This window comes from Rhodococcus pseudokoreensis (assembly GCF_017068395.1).
Classification (GTDB): domain Bacteria; phylum Actinomycetota; class Actinomycetes; order Mycobacteriales; family Mycobacteriaceae; genus Rhodococcus_F; species Rhodococcus_F pseudokoreensis.
On record NZ_CP070618.1, the window covers coordinates 73430 to 92893 of the forward strand.

General features: G+C 61.9%; 13 protein-coding genes. 8 read left to right on the plus strand and 5 right to left on the minus strand.

What is annotated here, in order from left to right:
* Nucleotides 1-279 precede the first annotated feature (279 nt).
* The 4 genes from JWS13_RS04955 to JWS13_RS04970 all read right to left on the minus strand — a co-directional run bounded on the left by JWS13_RS04955 (nt 280) and on the right by JWS13_RS04970 (nt 5441).
* The gene (locus JWS13_RS04955) at nt 280-1638 is read right to left on the minus strand and encodes a YhgE/Pip domain-containing protein (RefSeq protein WP_206004846.1); all 1359 of its coding nucleotides are present in this window, start codon (nt 1636-1638) and stop codon (nt 280-282) included.
* Between the two features lie 161 nt (nt 1639-1799).
* Nucleotides 1800-2444: an SDR family oxidoreductase gene (locus JWS13_RS04960; protein WP_241032094.1), complete on the minus strand. Its 645-nt coding sequence runs from the start codon at nt 2442-2444 to the stop codon at nt 1800-1802.
* Between the two features lie 191 nt (nt 2445-2635).
* Complete coding sequence (locus JWS13_RS04965) at nt 2636-4240, minus strand: FAD-binding oxidoreductase (protein ID WP_206004847.1); 1605 nt, start codon at nt 4238-4240, stop codon at nt 2636-2638.
* A gap of 265 nt (nt 4241-4505) precedes the next feature.
* Nucleotides 4506-5441 (minus strand): sterol desaturase family protein, encoded by a 936-nt coding sequence (locus JWS13_RS04970; RefSeq protein WP_206004777.1) that lies wholly within the window; start codon nt 5439-5441, stop codon nt 4506-4508.
* A 448-nt stretch (nt 5442-5889) separates the two neighbouring features.
* On the opposite strand from JWS13_RS04970, the gene JWS13_RS04975 reads away from it, so the two are divergent.
* Nucleotides 5890-6522: a response regulator gene (locus JWS13_RS04975; protein ID WP_206004778.1), complete on the plus strand. Its 633-nt coding sequence runs from the start codon at nt 5890-5892 to the stop codon at nt 6520-6522.
* 67 nt (nt 6523-6589) lie between these two features.
* Here JWS13_RS04975 and JWS13_RS04980 read toward each other — a convergent pair whose 3' ends face one another.
* Entirely contained in the window at nt 6590-7672 is a 1083-nt protein-coding gene (locus JWS13_RS04980; protein WP_241032095.1) for a PAS domain-containing sensor histidine kinase, read from the minus strand.
* Nucleotides 7673-8033: 361 nt separating this feature from the next.
* Between JWS13_RS04980 and JWS13_RS04985 the strand changes: the two genes are divergently transcribed.
* The 7 genes from JWS13_RS04985 (at nt 8034) to JWS13_RS05015 (ending at nt 19155) form a co-directional block, all read left to right on the plus strand.
* Entirely contained in the window at nt 8034-9809 is a 1776-nt protein-coding gene (locus JWS13_RS04985; protein ID WP_206004779.1) for an acyl-CoA dehydrogenase family protein, read from the plus strand.
* A gap of 97 nt (nt 9810-9906) precedes the next feature.
* Nucleotides 9907-10686: an SDR family oxidoreductase gene (locus JWS13_RS04990; protein WP_206004780.1), complete on the plus strand. Its 780-nt coding sequence runs from the start codon at nt 9907-9909 to the stop codon at nt 10684-10686.
* A 39-nt stretch (nt 10687-10725) separates the two neighbouring features.
* Nucleotides 10726-11514, plus strand: a complete 789-nt coding sequence (locus JWS13_RS04995) for a crotonase/enoyl-CoA hydratase family protein (RefSeq protein ID WP_206004781.1) — start codon at nt 10726-10728, stop codon at nt 11512-11514.
* A gap of 32 nt (nt 11515-11546) precedes the next feature.
* Nucleotides 11547-13658 (plus strand): 3-hydroxyacyl-CoA dehydrogenase NAD-binding domain-containing protein, encoded by a 2112-nt coding sequence (locus tag JWS13_RS05000; RefSeq protein WP_206004782.1) that lies wholly within the window; start codon nt 11547-11549, stop codon nt 13656-13658.
* A 298-nt stretch (nt 13659-13956) separates the two neighbouring features.
* Nucleotides 13957-15279, plus strand: coding sequence for an MFS transporter (locus JWS13_RS05005; protein ID WP_420854996.1), 1323 nt, complete (start codon nt 13957-13959; stop codon nt 15277-15279).
* 234 nt (nt 15280-15513) lie between these two features.
* Nucleotides 15514-17508 (plus strand): AMP-binding protein, encoded by a 1995-nt coding sequence (locus JWS13_RS05010; RefSeq protein ID WP_206004784.1) that lies wholly within the window; start codon nt 15514-15516, stop codon nt 17506-17508.
* Between the two features lie 198 nt (nt 17509-17706).
* Nucleotides 17707-19155, plus strand: a complete 1449-nt coding sequence (locus JWS13_RS05015; RefSeq protein ID WP_206004785.1) for an aldehyde dehydrogenase — start codon at nt 17707-17709, stop codon at nt 19153-19155.
* The last annotated feature ends 309 nt before the right edge of the window (nt 19156-19464 follow it).

A 19464-nucleotide genomic window follows, 5' to 3' on the forward strand; every position in this document is an offset into this window, starting at 1 on the left:
AGTGGCCCCGAGTGGTCTCGGTCGTCGACTGAGAACTGCGCTGCACGCCAGTCCGAAACAGTGCAGCACATTCGCCCAACACTCCACTCCACGTGCAGGCGTGGTGTCGCCGAACGGCTCCCCCTTGTTTTGCACGCACTACGCAACAATTGCCGTCACGCCGCGGATACCACATTCTCCATCTGCCGGACACACGCAGAGACGTGCTCCTTGTTGCGTCGGCTTCCGATCTGATTGGCGGTGACGAAACCGCTTTCACTGGGCAACGCTATAGCTGACTCAGTCTGACACTATTGCTGGAAGGGGCATAGGAGCCTTGTGGCTGCGGCGCAGACCCTTGCGGTCGTAGAACCGAGTGATTACCGCGCCGAACGTGAGGCCGATGACTAGTCCGGCGAGGGTCATCCACACGGCGTGGAAGAGTCCTGCGTCGCCGCTGGCGCCGAAGAACAAAATCGCACGGACACCGAGGTAGATCTGATGCATGGGTTCGAACTCGCCAAGCCACCAGTACAACGACGGGGTGGCCTCCAACGGAATCGTTCCGCCCGACGACGGCAGCGCAAGAACGACGAAGATCATCAGGTTGATGACCTGCCCTAGGCTGCCGAAGGCCGCCATGACGGATACCGCGGTGATGCCCACCGCGGTGATCGCAAACGCCCCGTACTCCCACAGCATGAGCGGATCGGTGATCGGAAGCCCGAGGGCGGAGCTGATCCACAGGTACAACCCTGAGACGATGAGTCCGAGGGCGACCATGATGGCCCATTTGACCAAAAGGGTGTGGAACCGGGTGATCCGGACCGCCTCGTTGTGTAAATACAGCGGCCCCACCTCGGTGGGCGTGAAGCCGAGCATGCCGTCGACGAGGGCGCTGATGATGGTCGCCCCGGTGAATCCTGCCAGGACGAGCAGTAGCGCGTAGTAGAAGGCGGCCAGCCCGAATCCCGTTCCGTCGGGCAGCGGGTTGTGGGCGACGGTTCGCACGTCGATCGGATCGGCGAGCACGAGCCGGCTCGCCCCCGACAGTGGCGTCTCGCTGCCCGAACCGAGCTGCTGATTGACCTGCGCGGTGAGTTGCTCACCCACGGCCTGATTGACAGGCCGTAAGGTCATCTCACCGATGTTCTGCACCAAGTTCGTGTTCATCGTGCCGGTGCGCGGATTGGTGTAGACCGTGATCATTGGTTCTTCAACGTCACCGGGGGTAATACTGGCGTGCGCCAGGATGAAGGTGCGCTTGGTGAAGTCGCTGGGAATGACAATGGCGCCATAAATTTTGCCTTCATCGAGTAGCGACTGTGCCTGGGCTATGCCCATAGGCCGCAGATCAATTTTCTCGGAGTCCACCCCGTCGATCAGCCTGGACGCAATCTGAGTGCCGAGTGTCTGCCGAGTCGGCGGGTACGAGCCTGGCACGGTGTCGCCTTCGTCCTGGTTGACGAGCGCGATCGGGAAGTGGCGCAAGTGCTTGGTGGGGTCGAGCATGCCGCCCATGTACAGGGCTACCAGTAGCGTCATCACGATGCAAACGAGAACAATCGGAGTGATCCAGAACCGCGATGCCCGAAGGACATTCCACGTGCGCCGGTCCGCGCTCGGTTCTTGTTCCCCGTCGATAGTGCGTTGCACCATATCTCCTGTCTCAATCTGATTCTTTACCAACCGGATAACGTTCTCCCCATTCGATGCCATGGGAACGCACTGTCAGCACCCGCACGGTGGCTGAGCGAACGCGCGGTACTGCGAGATCAACATGAACACCTGATCGGCCTCGTGCAACTGGTACCACGCACTCAAGGCAGACCTGAGTACGGCACCTCTGTTCGCCAAGCGGTTGTGTCCTGAGTGGCCGCGGTATAGATCGCCTGGGCGACATGGTCGGGTGTAAATGCGCCATCTTTTGCCAGGATGCCGCGGACCGTCACAGATACCGCTCTGATCCCGTCGTCCTTGAGTGTCGAGTCGATGCTGTGCACCAGGTTGCGCAGCGCTGCCTTTTGTACCCCGAGACTGGCAGCCATCGCGTTGGGCACGTCCGCGACCATGCTGCCAGTTGCAGTGATACGTCCGCCTGCAGACATGTACGGCCTGGCAGCGTGCAAGGCCGTCAACAGTGCACCGACCCCGAGACTGATGTCTTGGGCCAGTTCCTCGGCGGTCAGGGCAAGTGCGTTCTTCGCACGGTATGAACTGGGGTTGAAGTGGAGCACGTCAAACCGTCCGACGCGGTCACCGAGATGCTTCACCGCCGCACTGAGACTATCTTCGTCGGTGACATCGACTGCTGCGTACCCGACGCTCGAGGACTCCAGGTCCGCTGCGAGATCTACAAGCACCTGCTCGTCGAGCCCGACCAGGGCAGCCTTGTAACCTTCACGGGCGAATCGCTTCGCCACCGAACCGCTGACGCCGGGCCCGGCGCCGATCACCAGCACCACGGGCGCATCCCTGTCGGTCAGATCAGACGCCGCGAAGCCACTGAGGTGCGGTGCACTGGGGTCGAGGATGCGAGAGGTGTCGCGATCGGGGCCCGAGTCGCGGTGGTCGGAGGGTGGGTGGGGGCTTGACTGCCGGTCGGTCGCCTTAACCCCCGTATGTTCGCGTTGGGGTGCATGCGAGAACGGATGGATCATGACGGATCGATCAAGATAGCCGGGTTGAGAATGCCAGCCGGGTCGAGCGCCGACTTTCCTGCCGCGAGCGTGGTAGCGAAGAGGTCGGGGCGTTGCCGGTCGTACCATGGCCGGTGATCACGACCCACCCCGTGGTGGTGGGTGATTGTCGCTCCGGACGCGCATATTGCCTCGGAAACTGCGGCTTTGATCCCGTCCCACTGCTCGACGGTCTTGCCCCAGGTACCGGCTGCGTAGATGCCGAAATAGGGTGCTGGACCGTCGGGGTACACATGGGTGAACCGGCAAGTAAGCACGCCTTCTGCTCCGACCTCGCGCATCGCCTCGCGGGCTGCAGCCTCGATCGAAGCCCTGACCTGTGGGAATGTATCCCAAGTGCAGGCAGTCTCGAAGGTCTCTACGATCATGCCGCGCGCCGCAAGAGCGTCTCGTCGGTAGGGCATCCGAAGGAACGACGACCGCCAGGCCCCAGCGGCTCCATTGCGCGCCGTCGCGTTCTCGGAGTCGGTGTAACGCACGGGCTCTGGCAGCGTTCCCCCGTGGTCCAGACATACTTCGAGGGCCTGTGCCATCCAGGGTTCGACCGGATGATGTGCCGATTCAAACCCGAGAATTAGTACGGTGGTCGCTGTTCCGGCGTTGATCATGGCCTCGGCGGGGTCGAGTAGCCGACAGTTCGACGGGTTGAGAGCGGATTGTGCAATGACTCGTACCGCCTCGACGCCGCGGTCAAAATCAGCAAACGACACCGACGCGGTGGCGCGCCAACGAGGACGGTCCTGGAGCTTCATCCAGGCCTGGGTAATGATACCAAGTGTGCCCTCTGAACCGAGAAACATCCGGTCCGGCGACGGTCCCGCTCCCGATGCTGGGAGGCGCCGTGACTCGATGACACCGGCGGGTGTCACCACTCGCATGGACTCGGTGAGGTCGTCGATGTGTGTGGGGCCCGTTGCATAGTGGCCGCCGGCTCGTGTCGCGAGCCATCCGCCCAGCGTGGAGAACTCGAAGGACTGTGGGAAGAATCGAAGGGTCAACCCATGTGTCCGCAGCTGTTGTTCGAGGTCAGGTCCAAGGACGCCGGCCTGAACGCGCGCTGCCCGACTGACCGGGTCGACTTCGAGGACTCGATCAAGCGCCGTGAGGTCTAGGCTCACCACTCCGGTGTACTCATCGCCGACACGTGGTTCCACACCCCCCACCACTGAGGTCCCCCCGCCGAAGGGGATGACCGCGATTCCAGCGTCGCTGCACCAGTCGAGAACCGCGACGACGTCGTCCTCGGTACGCGGCCGAACAACAACGTCGGGAATGTCGTGCAGGTGTCCTAGCAGTGCACGAACCACGTCTCGAAAAGCCTGACCGTGACTGTGCGCCATTCGTTCGGCGGATGCCGTCGACGCTAGCTCCGCCAAGGGCTTCGGGGGGCGAATCCTGCTCTGCGGTACATCGAAAGACCCGATATCGGGAGCAGTGTGCTCGGTGAGGTCTGCGTTGGGAAACAACGCTCTTACCCGGTCGATCAATTGCGATAACTCCCCGTCAGCGACGGCGTCCTCGACGTTCCCCCAACCCCACCATGACCGGTTCTTACCTGTCATCATTCATCATCCTTCGGTTTCACGATCTTGAACGAAACGCGATCCATTGAGTTCGGGACCACGCCCTCCGGTGTCTCCATCCAACTCAAGGTGTGCCCACCTGATATTTGCTGTACGGGGGCGCTTCACGCACCAACTGTGCGGTGTGCCGCAGCAGAATCGCGGCGAACGATACCCGCTCACGTCGAGCTACTTGGTGGAAGTGAGAACTCTGCCGGTGACGAACACCGCTTCGCATCGAGGTATCCCGCGTGAGTGCTGTGCGCTACCGCGACGGAGCCTCCGGCGCCGGCATTGGTCGCGATTCCGGCCTTCCAGTGTCCAGGGTGGGGGGTGTGGTGGTGAGGTTGCTGGCCGGTTCCCAGCCCGGTGGGCCGAATACGTAGCCGAGCCGGTCGCGGAATCGGGTGCTCGATCGCACGTTGCGCAGGATGTCGGCGAACGCGCGGTATTCCAACGTGAGCACGTTGTACGTGTCTACCTGCTTGGTCAGTCCGTAGGTGGGTCGCTGCCGTTCCTCGATGAACGTGCCGAACATCCGGTCCCAGATGATCAGCATGCCGGCGTAGTTGCGATCGAGGTACTCCTGGTCGGAGCCATGGTGGACCCGGTGGTGTGAGGGTGTGTTGAAGATGAACTCGATCGGACGCGGGAGCTTGCCGATCATCTCGGTGTGCACGAAGAACTGGTAGACGAGATTCACACTGAAGGCCACGTACAGTGTCCAGGGCGCAAAACCCAACAGAGGCAAAGGAAGCCAGAAGAAGAACTCGAACCACGGGTTCCACTTCTGCCGCAGTGCCGTGCCGAAGTTCATGTATTCGCTCGAATGGTGCGCCTGATGGGCGGCCCATCCTACGTTCACTCGGTGAACGAACCGGTGCTGCCAGTAGTACGCGAAATCGAGCGCGAGCAGCATCGCCGGCCAGTACCACCACGCCCCGGTATCGAGTTGCACGGGCGCGAGATACACGAAGACCAGGTTGAAGATGACGAACGAGCCCAGCTTGAACACGGTCAGGGTGACCGTTGAACCGGCGAACATCAGCAAGCTGGTGCGTGAATCCTTCACCGAATAGCCGGTCAGCTCGTCGTCGTGGTCGAGCCACTTGAGCGCGGCGAGCTCGATCAGCATCGTCAATACGAAGAACGGAATCGCGTAGACAAGGGGGTTCCCCAAGGGGTCGAACAGCTCGTGCATGACAGCCTCCAGTGATATGACTCGTGGGTAAATTACCACCGATACATATCGTTGGCTAGACTGAATCCATGAGCCCGGCACCGCCATCCAACCGTTCCACCGTCGGCAGTGGGTTGATGCGTACTTGCATCGACACATGAGGCGCGCGTCGCCTGACGCGGCGAGCCGTGGAGGTGACGCTGCACCCGGCACCGTCCGATTTACCCCTGATCGCCACTCTGGCCCGTTCGATACGCGCCCGTGGGACGGTTTGTCGATAACGGGCGCCGCTCAACAGTTGTCGGACACGGTGTGGTGTATGTAGCCCGAAGCCTTGAGGGCTTTCCGGACTGGTACGCCAACGACACCTATGAGGAGCGGCCGCGGAATCGGCGGTTAGTATCATGGATGCGGTGAAGTTGGCCGATTCACTCCCCAGTGTCCCCTCACCGATGGAAGGGCGCCGTCCGTGATCGATCTGCTGCTGGTCGACGACCACACGATATTTCGAGCTGGCCTTGTCCGGTTACTTGAGGAAGAACGTGACATCGGAACCGTCATGCAAGCATCAGACGGTGCGACAGCACTCAACTTGGTTCGCACGCATCATTTCGACGCTGTCCTGCTCGATATCAACCTTCCAGTTCGCAGTGGACTGGAGTTCCTCCCTTCGTTCCGTGTCGCCGCACCACAATTGCCGGTGATCGTGCTCAGCATGTACTCCGCACAGCAGTACGCCCTAAGAGCATATGAAGCCGGCGCGAGCGGATACGTCTCCAAGGACATGGATGCGGAGGTCCTTGTCGCCGCCATTCACAAGGTAGTCGAGGGCGGCCGATATATCACGCCCGAAGTTGCGGAGAAGATGCTTGAGGGAATCGGGGCTTTGCAGGGCGAAAACCGGCATCTGCGTCTGTCCGAACGAGAGTTTGCTGTCATGATAGAGATCGCGAATGGCTCAGCCTTAACCGCGATCGCGCAAGACATGCACGTTAGTGTAAAAACCGTCAGCACGTACCGATCACGCGTGCTCAAGAAGTTGGGACTCGACAGCAATGCGGCACTCGCGCAGTACACGCTGAGAAATCGTCTTGTCGACTAGCGAACCGGCAGACGTCGAAGGTCATGCGCCTCACGACACGATTTCTGAATACTGAACATCTTCCATGCTAGTGGGTGAACTCCCACGGGGCATGCAACTCGATTCGCACCCCTCCGGTCTCGACGTTGTCGATTGTGAACTCAGCACCGACCCGGTGCGCCCGCTCGCGGATGCCGATGAGTCCAGAACCGGTGTTGCGTGCATCTCCGACAGGCAAACCCCGGCCGTTGTCTTCGATGGCAATGTCGAGACGATCGCCCTCGCGAGCGATGCTGACTCGCACTTTGGTGGCATCCGCATGTCTTGCCACATTGGTCAGAGCTTCTTGAATAATCCGAAAGAGGTCCAGTTCCACTGCTGAGCTGGCCGCCGACTCGCTATGCGGCAGAATCAGAGAACAATCGATATTGAAACGGATCCTGAACCGATCGATGTAGTCGCGGATTGCTGCGAACAGGCCGAGATGCTCGAGTGCGGTCGGACGCAGCTCGTCGGAGATACGGCGAGCTGAATCTATTGCTTCCTGCGCAAGTTCCGAGACGCTGAGTGTGAGATCGAGGAGGTCAGAAGTGTCCACAACCTGTCCAGACTGGCCACTGAGGCGTTCAATTCGTCGCTTCAGTCGTGCAACGTCGAATTTCAAGGCCGTCAATATGCCGCCGACGTCATCGTGCAGTTCCATCGCGATACGAGCCCGCTCGGTCTCCTGAATCGTCTCGATCTCGGACATCAGTGCCTGCAATTGTGTTCGGGATCGAACGAGTTCGACGTGCGCGCGTTCACGGTCGGTCACGTCGATCCCGACGCCGACCACGGCGGGTTGGCCTCTGTATTCAACTCGCTTTCCGTGGATCTCGATCAATCTCACACCACTTTTACGCAGTGCGGCGCGGATAATGAAGTGCGACTCCGGATCGGTGCCCTCTATTCTCCGCTCATATTGAGCGACCAAGCTTTCCTTCTGATCTGGCGGGGCAAGATCTACCAGCGACCGCCCCATCATCCTGTCCGGTTTTGTGTCGAAGAGATCGGCAAACTTGTTGTTGACATACTGCAGAACACCATCCTGCAGAAGGTAGATGCCCGCAACGGATTGCTCCACGATGCCATTGAACAGCTGGAGAATATTCGGCGAATCAAATTCCTGCACTTGTTTTTCCTGAATCGCATTATCGGTGTTGACGACGGGAAATTACTCCGTTGACGTATGGACGGTCGGCCGTGCGAAGTGGATATGGGTGGATCAGCAACCCGCGATCGGTTTCTCTACCGAGCCCGCGCAGCCATCGTTTCGCAGCGGCCAGTTCTACAACATGGCAATGCTCTTCCTCACAGGAGGAGTAGTCAAGTCTTCCGGGTCGCCCCGACCAACCGCCCGGTCAGTCGCAAACGGATCGGGGTTTGTCAGAAATTTCCGACAAGGATCGTCGCCGTCTTCCGACATACAAGCGGGCGAATGCGAGGGAACAATCGGACCAGATCAAGAACAATAGTGGGAAGGCCGAAAACCGATGAACTACACGCCTCCGATCCGTGAGATGCAGTTCGTGCTGCACGAGGTGCTCGACGCCGCCGGTACGCTTCAGGGCGGCGGGATCGACATCGACCGCGACACCATCGACGGAGTGATCGAGGGTGCCGGCGATTTCTGTGCTCGCGTGCTTGATCCAATCAACGCTGTGGGTGACCGCGAAGGGTGCCGGCTGGTCGGGGACACCGTCGTGACTCCCCCGGGATTCAAGAAGGCGTACGACCAGTACGTCGTCGGCGGATGGCCGGCCGTGGACTGCGAGGTCGAGCACGGCGGTGGTGGTATGCCGTCCACCGTCGGTTCGGTGATCAAGGAAATGCTCGCCGCGTCCAATCCCTCGTGGAGCCTCTACACCAGCCTCTCCGCCGGCACCTACTGGTGCCTCAACGTGAACGCGTCGGACGCCCTCAAGCGCCGGTATCTGCCGCAGCTGGCTTCCGGCAAGTGGACCGGCACCATGTGTTTGACGGAGCCGCATTGCGGCACCGACCTGGGTCTGCTCACCACCCGCGCAGTACCTGCCGACGACGGCAGCTACCTGATCTCGGGAACGAAGATGTTCATCTCGTCCGGTGAACACGACTTGGCAGAGAACATCGTGCACCTCGTGTTGGCCCGTACTCCGGATGCACCCAAGGGCACCCGCGGTATCAGCTTGTTCGCCGTCTCGAAGCATACGGTCGGCTCAGACGGCGCCGTCGGCGACCGCAACGGCGTGTACTGCGACAGCATCGAGAGCAAGATGGGGTTGCATGGAAGTTCGACCTGTGTGCTGCGCTTCGAGAACGCCGTCGGGCACCTCGTGGGTGAGGTGAACATGGGCTTGGCGGCGATGTTCGTGATGATGAACAGCGCCCGGCTGGGCACGGGCGTGCAAGCGCTCGGTATGAACGAGAGGGCGAATCAGAAGGCCACGGCATACGCCCGTGAACGCATCCAGTCACGGGCACCGGAGTCGCTCCGAACGCCGAATCAGGCCGCCGACTCGATCATCGATCAACCGGATGTGCGGAGAATGCTGCTCACACAGAAGGCCTGGGTCGGTGGATCTCGACTCTTCCTGTACTGGTTGGCATTACAGGTCGATCTACGCAAGTCGTCGTCCGATCCGGCGATCCGCGAGTACGCCGAAGACATGCTGTCTCTCTTGACCCCGGTGGCCAAGGCTTTTGTCTCCGATCGTGCGGTCGAGTCTGCCTCATTGGGGATGCAGGTCCACGGTGGCGCCGGCTACATCATCGACTACGGCGCCGAACAGATCCTTCGGGACGCCCGGATCCTCCCGATCTACGAGGGAACCAACGGCGTGCAGTCCCACGACCTCCTGCAGCGGAAGGTCCTCAACGACGGGGGACGCCGACTCAAGCAGTTGCTCGAAATGGTCAGCAACTACGCGCACACGCTCGAGGGCCGCGAGGAAATGGATCTCTTCCGAGTCGCTCTCATAACGCTGGCCGGAGAAATCGACACTCTCACCACCGACCTCGCCCGATGGGCACAAGATGACGACCTTCGCGTCGGAACCAGTGCGGTCGACTTCCTCAATCTCGTCGGTTATTACGTATTCGCCTACTTCTGGGCGCGTGCAGCGGACACGGTCGTGCAACTGGGCGATCAGGCCACCGACCTTCACAAGCAGCAGCTCGCCGTCGCCCGCTACTATTTCGACAAATTGCTGCCCGATACCCTCTCGCTGCTGGTTCGTGCTCGGTCGGACACTGCGATTCTGATGGACGACGCAGCCATCGCCTTCTAAGTGTGCAGCTTCGGCACCGCACCATAGGACTCCCCACACTCCAGCCGTCGAAGAATGCACCTTCTTCAAAAGAACCATCAGAGATAGGCCTCACACCATGCCCGACATAAAGAACTTGTTCGCACTGGACGGACGCACCGCACTCGTCACCGGAGGTTCGCGTGGCCTCGGCCTGCAGATTGCCGAGGCACTCGGTGAGCAGGGAGCGCACGTCGTGATCAGCTCACGCAAATCAGACTCCCTGCGAAGCGCACAGGAACGTCTGTCTGCCAAAGGAATCAAGGCTGAATGGATCGCCGCTGACTCGAGCCGCGAGGAAGAGGTCGCACGCCTGGCGGACGAGGCCCTCGAGCGAGTCGGAACGATCGACATCCTGGTCAACAACGCCGGCGCGACCTGGGGATCGCCGACCGAGGACCTTCCGCTCGCCGCGTGGGACAAGGTCATGAATTTGAACGTGCGTTCACTGTTCCTGCTGTCGCAGCAGATCGGCAAGCGATCCATGCTTCCGGCCGGCTACGGGCGGATCATCAATCTCGCCTCGATAGCAGGCATGAAAGGTAATCCTCCTACTGGTGCGAAGACGATCGCCTACAACACCAGCAAGGCTGCGGTAATCAACTTCACGCGCGCCCTCGCCGCTGAGTGGGCACCCCACGGCATCACCGTGAATGCCCTGGCACCCGGCTTCTTTCCCTCGGACATGACGCGCGGCACGCTGGAGAATCAACTCGACTCGATCACGGCGCGCATTCCGCAGGGCCGGATCGGGGACGAGAGCGACCTCAAGGGCGCCACGTTGCTCTTCGCGAGCGATGCGGGCAAGCACATCACCGGTCAGGTCCTGGCGGTCGACGGCGGCGCAACGGCGATCTGACCTGTCCCACCCCTGTCAGTCACGAAAGGTAAGAGATCGATGAGCACCGAGACGAAGCCTGGTCAAGTCACCATGCGGATCGACGGCCGGATCGCCGTCATCACGGTAGAGAACGAGACGAAAAAGAACTCATACACGCCGGAGATGATGGAGCAACTGAGCGACCATCTGACGACGTTCGACGATGATGACGACCTGTGGGTGGCCGTGTTTTGCTCGGCGGGCAAGGATACTACGGCCGGTTTGGACATGCCGAAGTTCTTCGGACCAGGTGCGACGTCGAAGCCTGGTGATCCTACGAAGGTCGATCCGTTCGGGCTCGGCCGACGATGCCGCAAGCCGGTCATCGCGGTGGTGCAGGGTCTCACGCTGACGGTGGGGATTGAGATGATGCTCGCCGCCGACATCGTCGTCGCGGCGGAAACTGCACGGTTCCAGCAACTCGAGTCCAAGCGAGGCATCGCACCGATCGGTGGCGCCCATTTCCGCTACCTGACGCGCACAGGCTGGGGCAACGCGATGTATCACCTGTTGCTGTGCGATGAGTACGATGCCGATACCGCCCTGCGAATGGGATTCGTTCAGGAGGTCGTACCGTTCGGGCAGCAGATCTCGCGAGCGATCGAACTCGCCCGGGAGATTTGCAAGAACGCGCCGCTCGGGATCCGTGCGACGAAGGTCGGTGCGATGGCGTTCCTCGATGCGGCCGAGCAGGCCGCGATCGCCCAAATCCCGGTCATTCGCGAGCAGGTGCTGAACTCCGAGGATTGTAAGGAAGGCATTCAGTCCTTCATCGAGCGGCGTGAAGCCGTGTTCCAGGGTCGCTGAGCCGAATTCAGAGAGAAAGAGTCTTTTTCGTTATGAGTGAGACAAAGCATATCGTGGACCTGTCACCGGCCGTGCAGTACGAGGTGCGTGGTGATGTCGCGGTGATTCGGCTCGCAAATCCCCCGGTGAACGGTCTTGGTGATTCGATCCGTACCGGGCTCTCGGCGGGTATCACTGCAGCGCATGATGATGTGGTCCGTGCGGTGGTCATCGTCGGTGCCGGCAAGGGTTTTTGCGGCGGTGCAGATTTGCGGGAGTTCGGAACGCCGGCCGCCGCGGTGAAGCCGTCCGTGCCGGACGTTTTCGACCAGATTCAGGCACTGCCCAAACCAGTGGTGGCCGCCATCCATGGCTTCGCACTCGGTGGGGGCTTGGAGTTGGCCTTGGTGTGTAACTACCGTATCGCCCAGACCGGGGCGACGATCGGACTTCCCGAGGTCAACGTGGGTCTGCTCCCCGGTGCCGGCGGCACCCAGCGCTTGCCTCGGCTGATCGGCACCGCCGAGGCGCTGAACATGATCCAGAACGGGACCACCGTGACGGCGGCCCGCGCCGCTGAACTCGGCATTGTGGATCACTGTGTGCCCGGCGACCCCCTCGACGCCGCGCTGGCCTTCCTCAGCAACGGTGTCCCGCGGGGATCCGCGGCCCCGGTCATCGACCAGCGTCCGCCAGCCAGCGGTGACGGTGTCGACTTCGACGCCGCCCGCAGGCGTGTTCGCCCCAGCACCCGCAACCGGGTTGCGCAACTCGCGGCCATCGATGCTGTCGAGGCTGCCACCACCCACCGGATCGACGACGGGCTGGCCCTCGAACGCGAGGCTTTCGTGCGCCTGGTCGACAGCCCCGAGGCGAAGGCATTGCGACACGTCTTCTTCGCCGAAAAGCACGCTGCCAAGGTCGCCGACATCGACCGTGCCACTGCTCCGAGGCCAATTGAGCGGGTTGCCGTGATCGGCGCCGGCACTATGGGCACCGGCATCGCGATGGCCTTCGCCAACGGAGGTTTCCCTGTCGATTTGATCGAGCAGAACACCGAGGCTCTCGACCGCGGCGTGGCGACGATCCGCCGCAACTACGAGGCCACCGCCGCAAAGGGTCGGCTGACTGCGCAGCAGGTAGAGCAGCGACTCGCACTGATCGAACCACATCTCGACCTTCATGCCGCGTCCACGGCCGACCTCGTTGTGGAAGCGGTCTTCGAGGACATGGCAGTAAAGAGGGAGGTGTTCGCCAAACTCGACATAATCTGCAAGCCCGGCGCGGTGCTGGCATCGAACACCTCCCGGTTGGACGTCAACGAACTCGCCCGGACGGTCTCCCGACCCCAGGACGTCATCGGTCTGCACTTCTTCAGCCCGGCGAATGTGATGAAGCTGCTCGAGGTGGTGCGCGGCGATGCGACAGCGGACGACGTCGTCGTCACCAGTCTGGCTGTCGCGCAGAAGATCGCGAAAGTTCCGGTGCTCTCGAAGGTGTGCGACGGATTCATCGGGAATCGTATGCTTTCCCCGTACCGGCGCGAAGCGGACTTCCTGCTCGAGGAGGGCGCGACACCTGACCGTGTCGACCGGGTTCTTCAGGACTTCGGTCTCGCCATGGGACCGTTCGCGATGTCCGACCTGGCCGGGCTCGACATTGGATGGGCGGCTCGTAAGCGCCTCGCACCGACGCGGCCGAAGCACCTGCGGTACTCCCGGGTCGACGATGTCCTCTGCGAGGGCGGCCGGTTCGGGCAGAAAACCGGCTCGGGTTACTACCGGTACGTAAACGGTAGCCGGACCCCCGTTCCCGATCCTGAAGTCGATGCGGTCATTCGTCGTTGCGCCGCCGAAGCCGGAATCGATCGCCGGGAAATCAGTGACGCCGAGATCGTCGACCGGTGCATCCTCGCGCTCGTCAATGAGGGCGCGAAGATCCTTGGCGAGGGCATCGCGCAGCGCGCGTCCGACATCGACGTCGTCTACGTCGATGGTTACGGCTTCCCTGCCTCCAGGGGTGGTCCGATGTACTACGCGCAGAACCTCGGACTCGAGGAGGTGCTCCGCAGGATCCGGGAGTTCGAGGTGGTGCATGGGGAGTATTGGTCTCCAGCCCCGCTGCTCGAACAGGCCGTCCGTAATGGGAGTACCTCCTTCCAGTAGGCCGCTGTTCCACGACGGATGCGGTGTCGGTCCGAGCCGGTGTCGACACGCCGAAAATGGGGGTGCCGACACCGGACCGTCGTGACATCGGTTGCGGGAACCGTGTTGCCCCGATTGATCGACCTGACGCGGCGCGATGTCGGAATTCCCGCGCCGCGCGGTCCGGGCTCGGTGTCCTACAGACACCGAGCCGGTACGGGACCCCCAATTCTCATCATTGCGGATCGCATGCCGCGGCTATCGGGTTGTCGTCCTCGTCGGACACCGATTGGCCCTGGGTTCGAAAGGAAACATTCACGTGACCGTTGGAAAGGTCGAAGAGACAGCGGCAGTCGCGCAGTCGTCCGGAACTCGTAGAAGTGCTTGGTCCATGACCGCAGTGGTCATTCTCCTGTACATGATCAACTACGCCGACAAGGCTGTGTACGGCATCATCGCACAGCCGCTTACTCGTGAACTGGGCCTGACGTCGTCGCAGATCGGAATGGTCGGCAGCCTGTTTTTCCTGATGTTCACCATCGGCGGCTTCACGTCAGGGCTCCTGAGCCGATGGCTCGGACTGCGGTGGGCACTGCTGGCGCTCGCTCTGCTCTGGTCCGCGTCGGTGCTGCCGGTCGTGTTGTCGTCCACGCTCGCTGTGCTGATCGCCAGTCGGATGCTCCTCGGTATCGCCGAAGGCCCGAGCTCGGCGCTCATGCACGCTGCCGTCTACTCCTGGCATGCACCGGACAAGCGCGGCTTTCCCAGCGCTCTTCTACTCGGCGGAACTTCGGTTGCGAAGATTGTCTTCGCGCCGCTGCTCACCTACCTAACAGTCTCGTTCGGTTGGCGGGCGGCCCTGATCAGCATGGCGATCATGGGTGTCCTGTGGTGCATCCTGTGGGTGACCCGCTGGTCGGAGGGTCCCCATTTGACGCCGGTCGCCAACGCTACGGTGGAGCGGCACGACGACACGACCGTGCCGTGGCTGAGCATCTTCCGCGCCCCTACCTTTGTCTTCGGCGCCCTGCTGTTCATGGCCTATTACGCGTTGCAGACGGTCATTCTGACGTGGCTGCCGTCGTACTTCGAGCTCGGACTGGGATTCTCCGCTCAACAGGCCGGTTCGATGTTTGCAATCCCGAGCATGGTCGCTCTTGTGTACATGCTGACGATCTCGCGCGTGAGTGACCGCATGGTGGCCCGCGGTGTGACGGCCCGCCGGGCGCGGGCTGCGGTGGCTGCTGCGGGGGTTTTGCTGTGCGCGGCAATCTTGCTGTTCGTTCCTTACGTCGATACACCGATGCTCGTCGTGGCAATGATCTCGATCGCCTACGGTGTGGCCTCGGGGGCCGCGCCACTGCTCAACACCGCCGTCAGTGTGATTTGCCCGCAGCGGCAACTGGCGGGAACCTTAGGCGTCTACATGGCGATCATGGCAGTCGGCGGCCTGATCGCGCCGTGGCTGGCCGGAGTCATCGTCGACCATGCCGAAACGAAGGCAGACGGGTTCGCTCTCGCCTTCCAGATCCTCGGTGCAGCGGCCGGGGTGTTTGCCATCCTCGCATTGCTGTTCATGAATCCTGGCCGGGACCGTGACCGTGTGCTCGAATCGGCGACGCCTCGACAGGCATCCGCGTGAAAGCGGACAACGGTATGGGGGCTTCCGGTCCAACCAGTGCCCTGAGCCTCGAGCGGAGACCCTCGCTCCCGTTCGACAGCATCGTCACCGTTTGCACGCTGTTGATCGCTGCAGTGGAAAGCAGCAAGAGAGGCTCGCCCAAGGTCACGCGCGTGCAGCTTTCACGCGCTTCGCCGGCAAGGCGTAACGCGATCATCGCGAGGACAGCCACTATTCAAGCGACGGAGAACCGAGATGAGTATTAGCCGATCTGCGACAGGACGACACGACACCGAGGCGAAGGCACCGATCGCTGCGGCTGACTTCGTTCCGCCGTACTGGGCAACGGTAGACCTTTCAAGCCGGGCGAGGATCAAGGAATTCGAGCAAACTCCGCTGTCCGAGCGAGGTTTGCCTACGAGCGTGTACGAGTTCATCCGCAACGGTGCGCTGATTGATCCGGACGCGATCGCCTTGACGTACATTCCCGATGCATATGACCTAACCACTGCTGTACACCTCACGCATCGGCATGTTCTGCAGCGAATCACGCAAACCACCAACCTCTTCAATGATCTTGGCGTTCGTGCAGAAGACTCCGTATCGATCCTGACAGCGAACACTCCGGAGCCGCAGTTCGCGCTGTGGGGCGCGCAGACAGCTGGAATTGCGAATCCATTGAACTGGATGCTCGAGCCCGAACTTATCGGCGAGCTCATCACCGCCGCGGGTTCGACGATTCTCGTCAGCTACGGTGGAGATGTTGCGACAGATGTTTGGCCGAAAATCGCTTCCATTCTGGACCATGCCCCAACCATCAAAACGGTGATCCGGGCTGGCGGATCGCGGTCAGGCGTGGTTCCGCCGGGTGTGCGCTTTATCGAAATGATGGACGTACTCGACCAGTACGACGGCGATGTGCTGGCGGAGTCGAGGGTCATCGAGTGGGACACCGTCGGCGCGTTCATCGGCACCGGAGGAACCACCGGTGCACCGAAACTGGCACGGGTAACTCACGGCGGCCAAATTTACGCATGCTGGTCATCGGCTATGGCGCATCAAGCGCCCATAGGGGTCGTTCGAATCTGTGCCTCCCCCTTGTTCCATGTCCACGGCATTGCCGTCACGCAACTCACAGGACTTGCACTCGGAGGCACCGCCGTCTTCCCAACATCGGCGGGGTGGCGAGGGCCCGGAGTGATCGACAACTTCTGGTCAATCGCGCAAGAATTCTCCATATCGAGCGTGCCCTTGCTTCCCACGATTGCCAATCGGCTCGTTCAGCGGCCCGACTTGATTCCGGCGTTCCACCCTGTCGACAGGGTATCGAGCGGATCTGCGCCGTTGTCCATGGAAGTCGCGGACCGGTTCCGAAGGCTGACGGGAGTCAGCATCGCAGAAGGATACGGTCTCACCGAAACGTCCGGTGCGGTAGTCACCTCCCCCCGCGGTATGGAACCCACGCCCGGCGTTATTGGGTTACCGGTGCCGTATACAGCCGCAAAGGTAGTCCGGGAGACCGCGGAGGGTGAGTACCTCGAGTGTGAGGCCGGGGAGGCAGGCATTCTGTTAGTGAGCAGTCCCGCTGTCTTCGCCGGCTATCTCAATCCGCTGCAGAATGTGGGAGTACTACTCCCCGACGGTTGGTTGAATACGGGCGATCTCGCCAGCATGGATGAAGGCGGTGCGCTCCGGATCACCGGCCGCGCCAAGGATTTGATAATTCGTGGTGGCCACAATATCGACCCGGCACCAGTAGAAGAGGCGCTCTTCGCGTACCCCTTCGTCGCCGAAGCTTCGGTGGTCGGGATGCCAGATCCGGATGCCGGTGAGGTACCGGTCGCGTACGTCGTCGTAACCGACAGCACGGAATTCGACCTGGACGATCTGACGGCGCACATGCAGGAACGAGTGCGCGAGCGCGCCGCACTGCCGAAGGAGTTCTTCATTGTCGACGACCTGCCGAAATCGGCGGTCGGCAAGATTCTGAAGAACCGCTTACGGGTGGACACGGTCGAACGTTCCTTTACGCGAATGCTGGACGGCGCCGGTCTACAGGACCGATACGAGTTGCGGGTACACGATGGAGGAGCAGCGGGTATCGACGTCGCCATACTGTTGGTTGACGTAGATCCAGCGACACTCGACCGGGCGCGGACGGCGCTGTCCTCGACCACCATCCGGCACCAGATCCGTTCGTCGACCAGTGACGAAACACCTAGCAGACCATTCCCGCAGCGAGTGATATAGCGCGAGCGATCGAACGGAAATGGAAATGGAAATCGACATGTCGACCCTCACACTCGATGTCTACACCAGCCCACAACGTGAACTGCCGGGAGGAGTCCCGTTCTCACCAACAACGGCCACCCTGGTTCTCGAACCGACCGAGACAGTGCGTCTACCGCATTCAAGAGAAAAGCACACATTCGCGACAGGAATGGACTCATGACCGACTACGACAAGCTCTACATCGGCGGCAAATGGGTTGACCCGGCCACCGACCAGGTGCTCGAAGTGTTCTCCCCGGCCACCGAGGAACGCGTCGGCCGCTGTCCCGTCGCGTCGCCTACCGACATCGACGACGCCGTCGCCGTCGCCAGGCAGGCATTCGACGAAGGTCCGTGGCCGCAGACGACGCCCGCGGAGCGCGGGGAGATCCTCGCGAAGGCGGCGAAGCTCATCGAGGAGCGCGGCGAGACCCTCAACGCGCTGATCTCGTCGGAGATGGGTCAGCCGCCCGCGATGGTCGGGATGATGCAGCAGACGCCGTCGCTCGCGACCCTGAACTTCTATGCCGGCCTCGCGAACGACTTCGAGTGGGAGCAGACCCGCACCGGCGTGTTCGGCCAGACGAAGGTGCTGCGGGAGCCTGTCGGTGTGGTGGCCGCGGTTCTCGCCTGGAACGTGCCACTGTTCGTCGCCGTCAACAAGCTGTCCCCGGCGCTGCTCGCCGGGTGCACGGTGCTGCTGAAGCCGGCACCCGAATCCCCGCTCTCCATACACCTTCTCGCGGAGATCTTCGCCGAGGCCGGGGTACCCGAGGGCGTCATCTCCGTTCTGCCTGGCGGCGCCGAGACCGGTGAATACCTGGTGTCGCATTCCGGCATCGACAAGATCACGTTCACCGGCAGCAGTCCTGTCGGCCGCAAGATCGGGGCCATCGCCGCACAGAACCTCAAACGCTGCTCCCTCGAACTCGGCGGCAAGTCGGCGGCGATCATCCTCGAGGACGCCGACCTCGCGTCCACGATGCCGATGCTGGTGATGTCCGGGCTCATGAACACCGGGCAGGCGTGCGTCGCGCAGACCCGGATCCTCGCCCCGCGGTCCCGCTACGACGAGGTGCTGGACGCCCTTGTCGCGGGTGCCGGATTCATGGCCGTCGGAGATCCGTCCGCCCCGGCCGCGCAAATCGGGCCGCTGATCTCCGAGAAGCAGCGCGACCGCGTCGAGGGTTACATCGCCAAGGGCAAGGACGAGGGTGCCCGTGTGGTGCTCGGCGGCGGCCGTCCGGCGGGTCTCGACAGGGGCTGGTACGTGGAGCCGACCATCTTCGCCGACGTCGACAACTCGATGACGATCGCCCGCGAGGAGATCTTCGGCCCCGTCCTCTCCGTGATCCCCTACGATTCCGAGGACGAGGCGATCAAGATCGCCAACGATTCCGACTACGGCCTCGCCGGCTCGGTGTACACCACCGACATCGATCACGGACTCGCGATCGCGAAGCAGATCCGGACCGGCACGTACGCCATCAACTGGTACGCATTCGACCCGGGATCACCGTTCGGCGGTTACAAGGCCTCCGGCATCGGCCGTGAGAACGGGCCGGAGGGACTCGAAGCCTTCTGCGAGACCAAGTCCGTCCTCATGCCGCCCGGCTATACGGGATAGTCGGGGCCGCCGCCGGTTCGCCCTCCTGGTTGCGGCAGCTACCGAAAAGGCGCACAGGGGGTTACGTGATCGAGTGACTGCATCGACTCCGGACAGCGAGAGCGCAATCACAGATCATGGCCGACGGCACCACAACAAGTTCCGAGCTCGGCGCTGAACGTAAATGACCACGCCATCCTCAGTAGCGGTCAGCTGGTTGGCGAATGCGAATACACCCTGACCCGCACCCGCTCGCCGTGTGGCGGCTACGCGCGCTGGTGCGCTGACCTCGTCAGCCAAACCCCCGCATTGGCTGACGAGGTCTTCCAC

Coding starts and splice junctions, on each gene's coding strand:
- JWS13_RS04955 (WP_206004846.1), bottom strand. CDS start 1,638: ATGGTGCAACGCACTATCGACGGGGAACAAGAACCGAGCGCGGACCGG.
- JWS13_RS04965 (WP_206004847.1), bottom strand. CDS start 4,240: ATGACAGGTAAGAACCGGTCATGGTGGGGTTGGGGGAACGTCGAGGAC.
- JWS13_RS04970 (WP_206004777.1), bottom strand. CDS start 5,441: ATGCACGAGCTGTTCGACCCCTTGGGGAACCCCCTTGTCTACGCGATT.
- JWS13_RS04985 (WP_206004779.1), top strand. CDS start 8,034: ATGAACTACACGCCTCCGATCCGTGAGATGCAGTTCGTGCTGCACGAG.
- JWS13_RS04990 (WP_206004780.1), top strand. CDS start 9,907: ATGCCCGACATAAAGAACTTGTTCGCACTGGACGGACGCACCGCACTC.
- JWS13_RS04995 (WP_206004781.1), top strand. CDS start 10,726: ATGAGCACCGAGACGAAGCCTGGTCAAGTCACCATGCGGATCGACGGC.
- JWS13_RS05000 (WP_206004782.1), top strand. CDS start 11,547: ATGAGTGAGACAAAGCATATCGTGGACCTGTCACCGGCCGTGCAGTAC.
- JWS13_RS05010 (WP_206004784.1), top strand. CDS start 15,514: ATGAGTATTAGCCGATCTGCGACAGGACGACACGACACCGAGGCGAAG.
- JWS13_RS05015 (WP_206004785.1), top strand. CDS start 17,707: ATGACCGACTACGACAAGCTCTACATCGGCGGCAAATGGGTTGACCCG.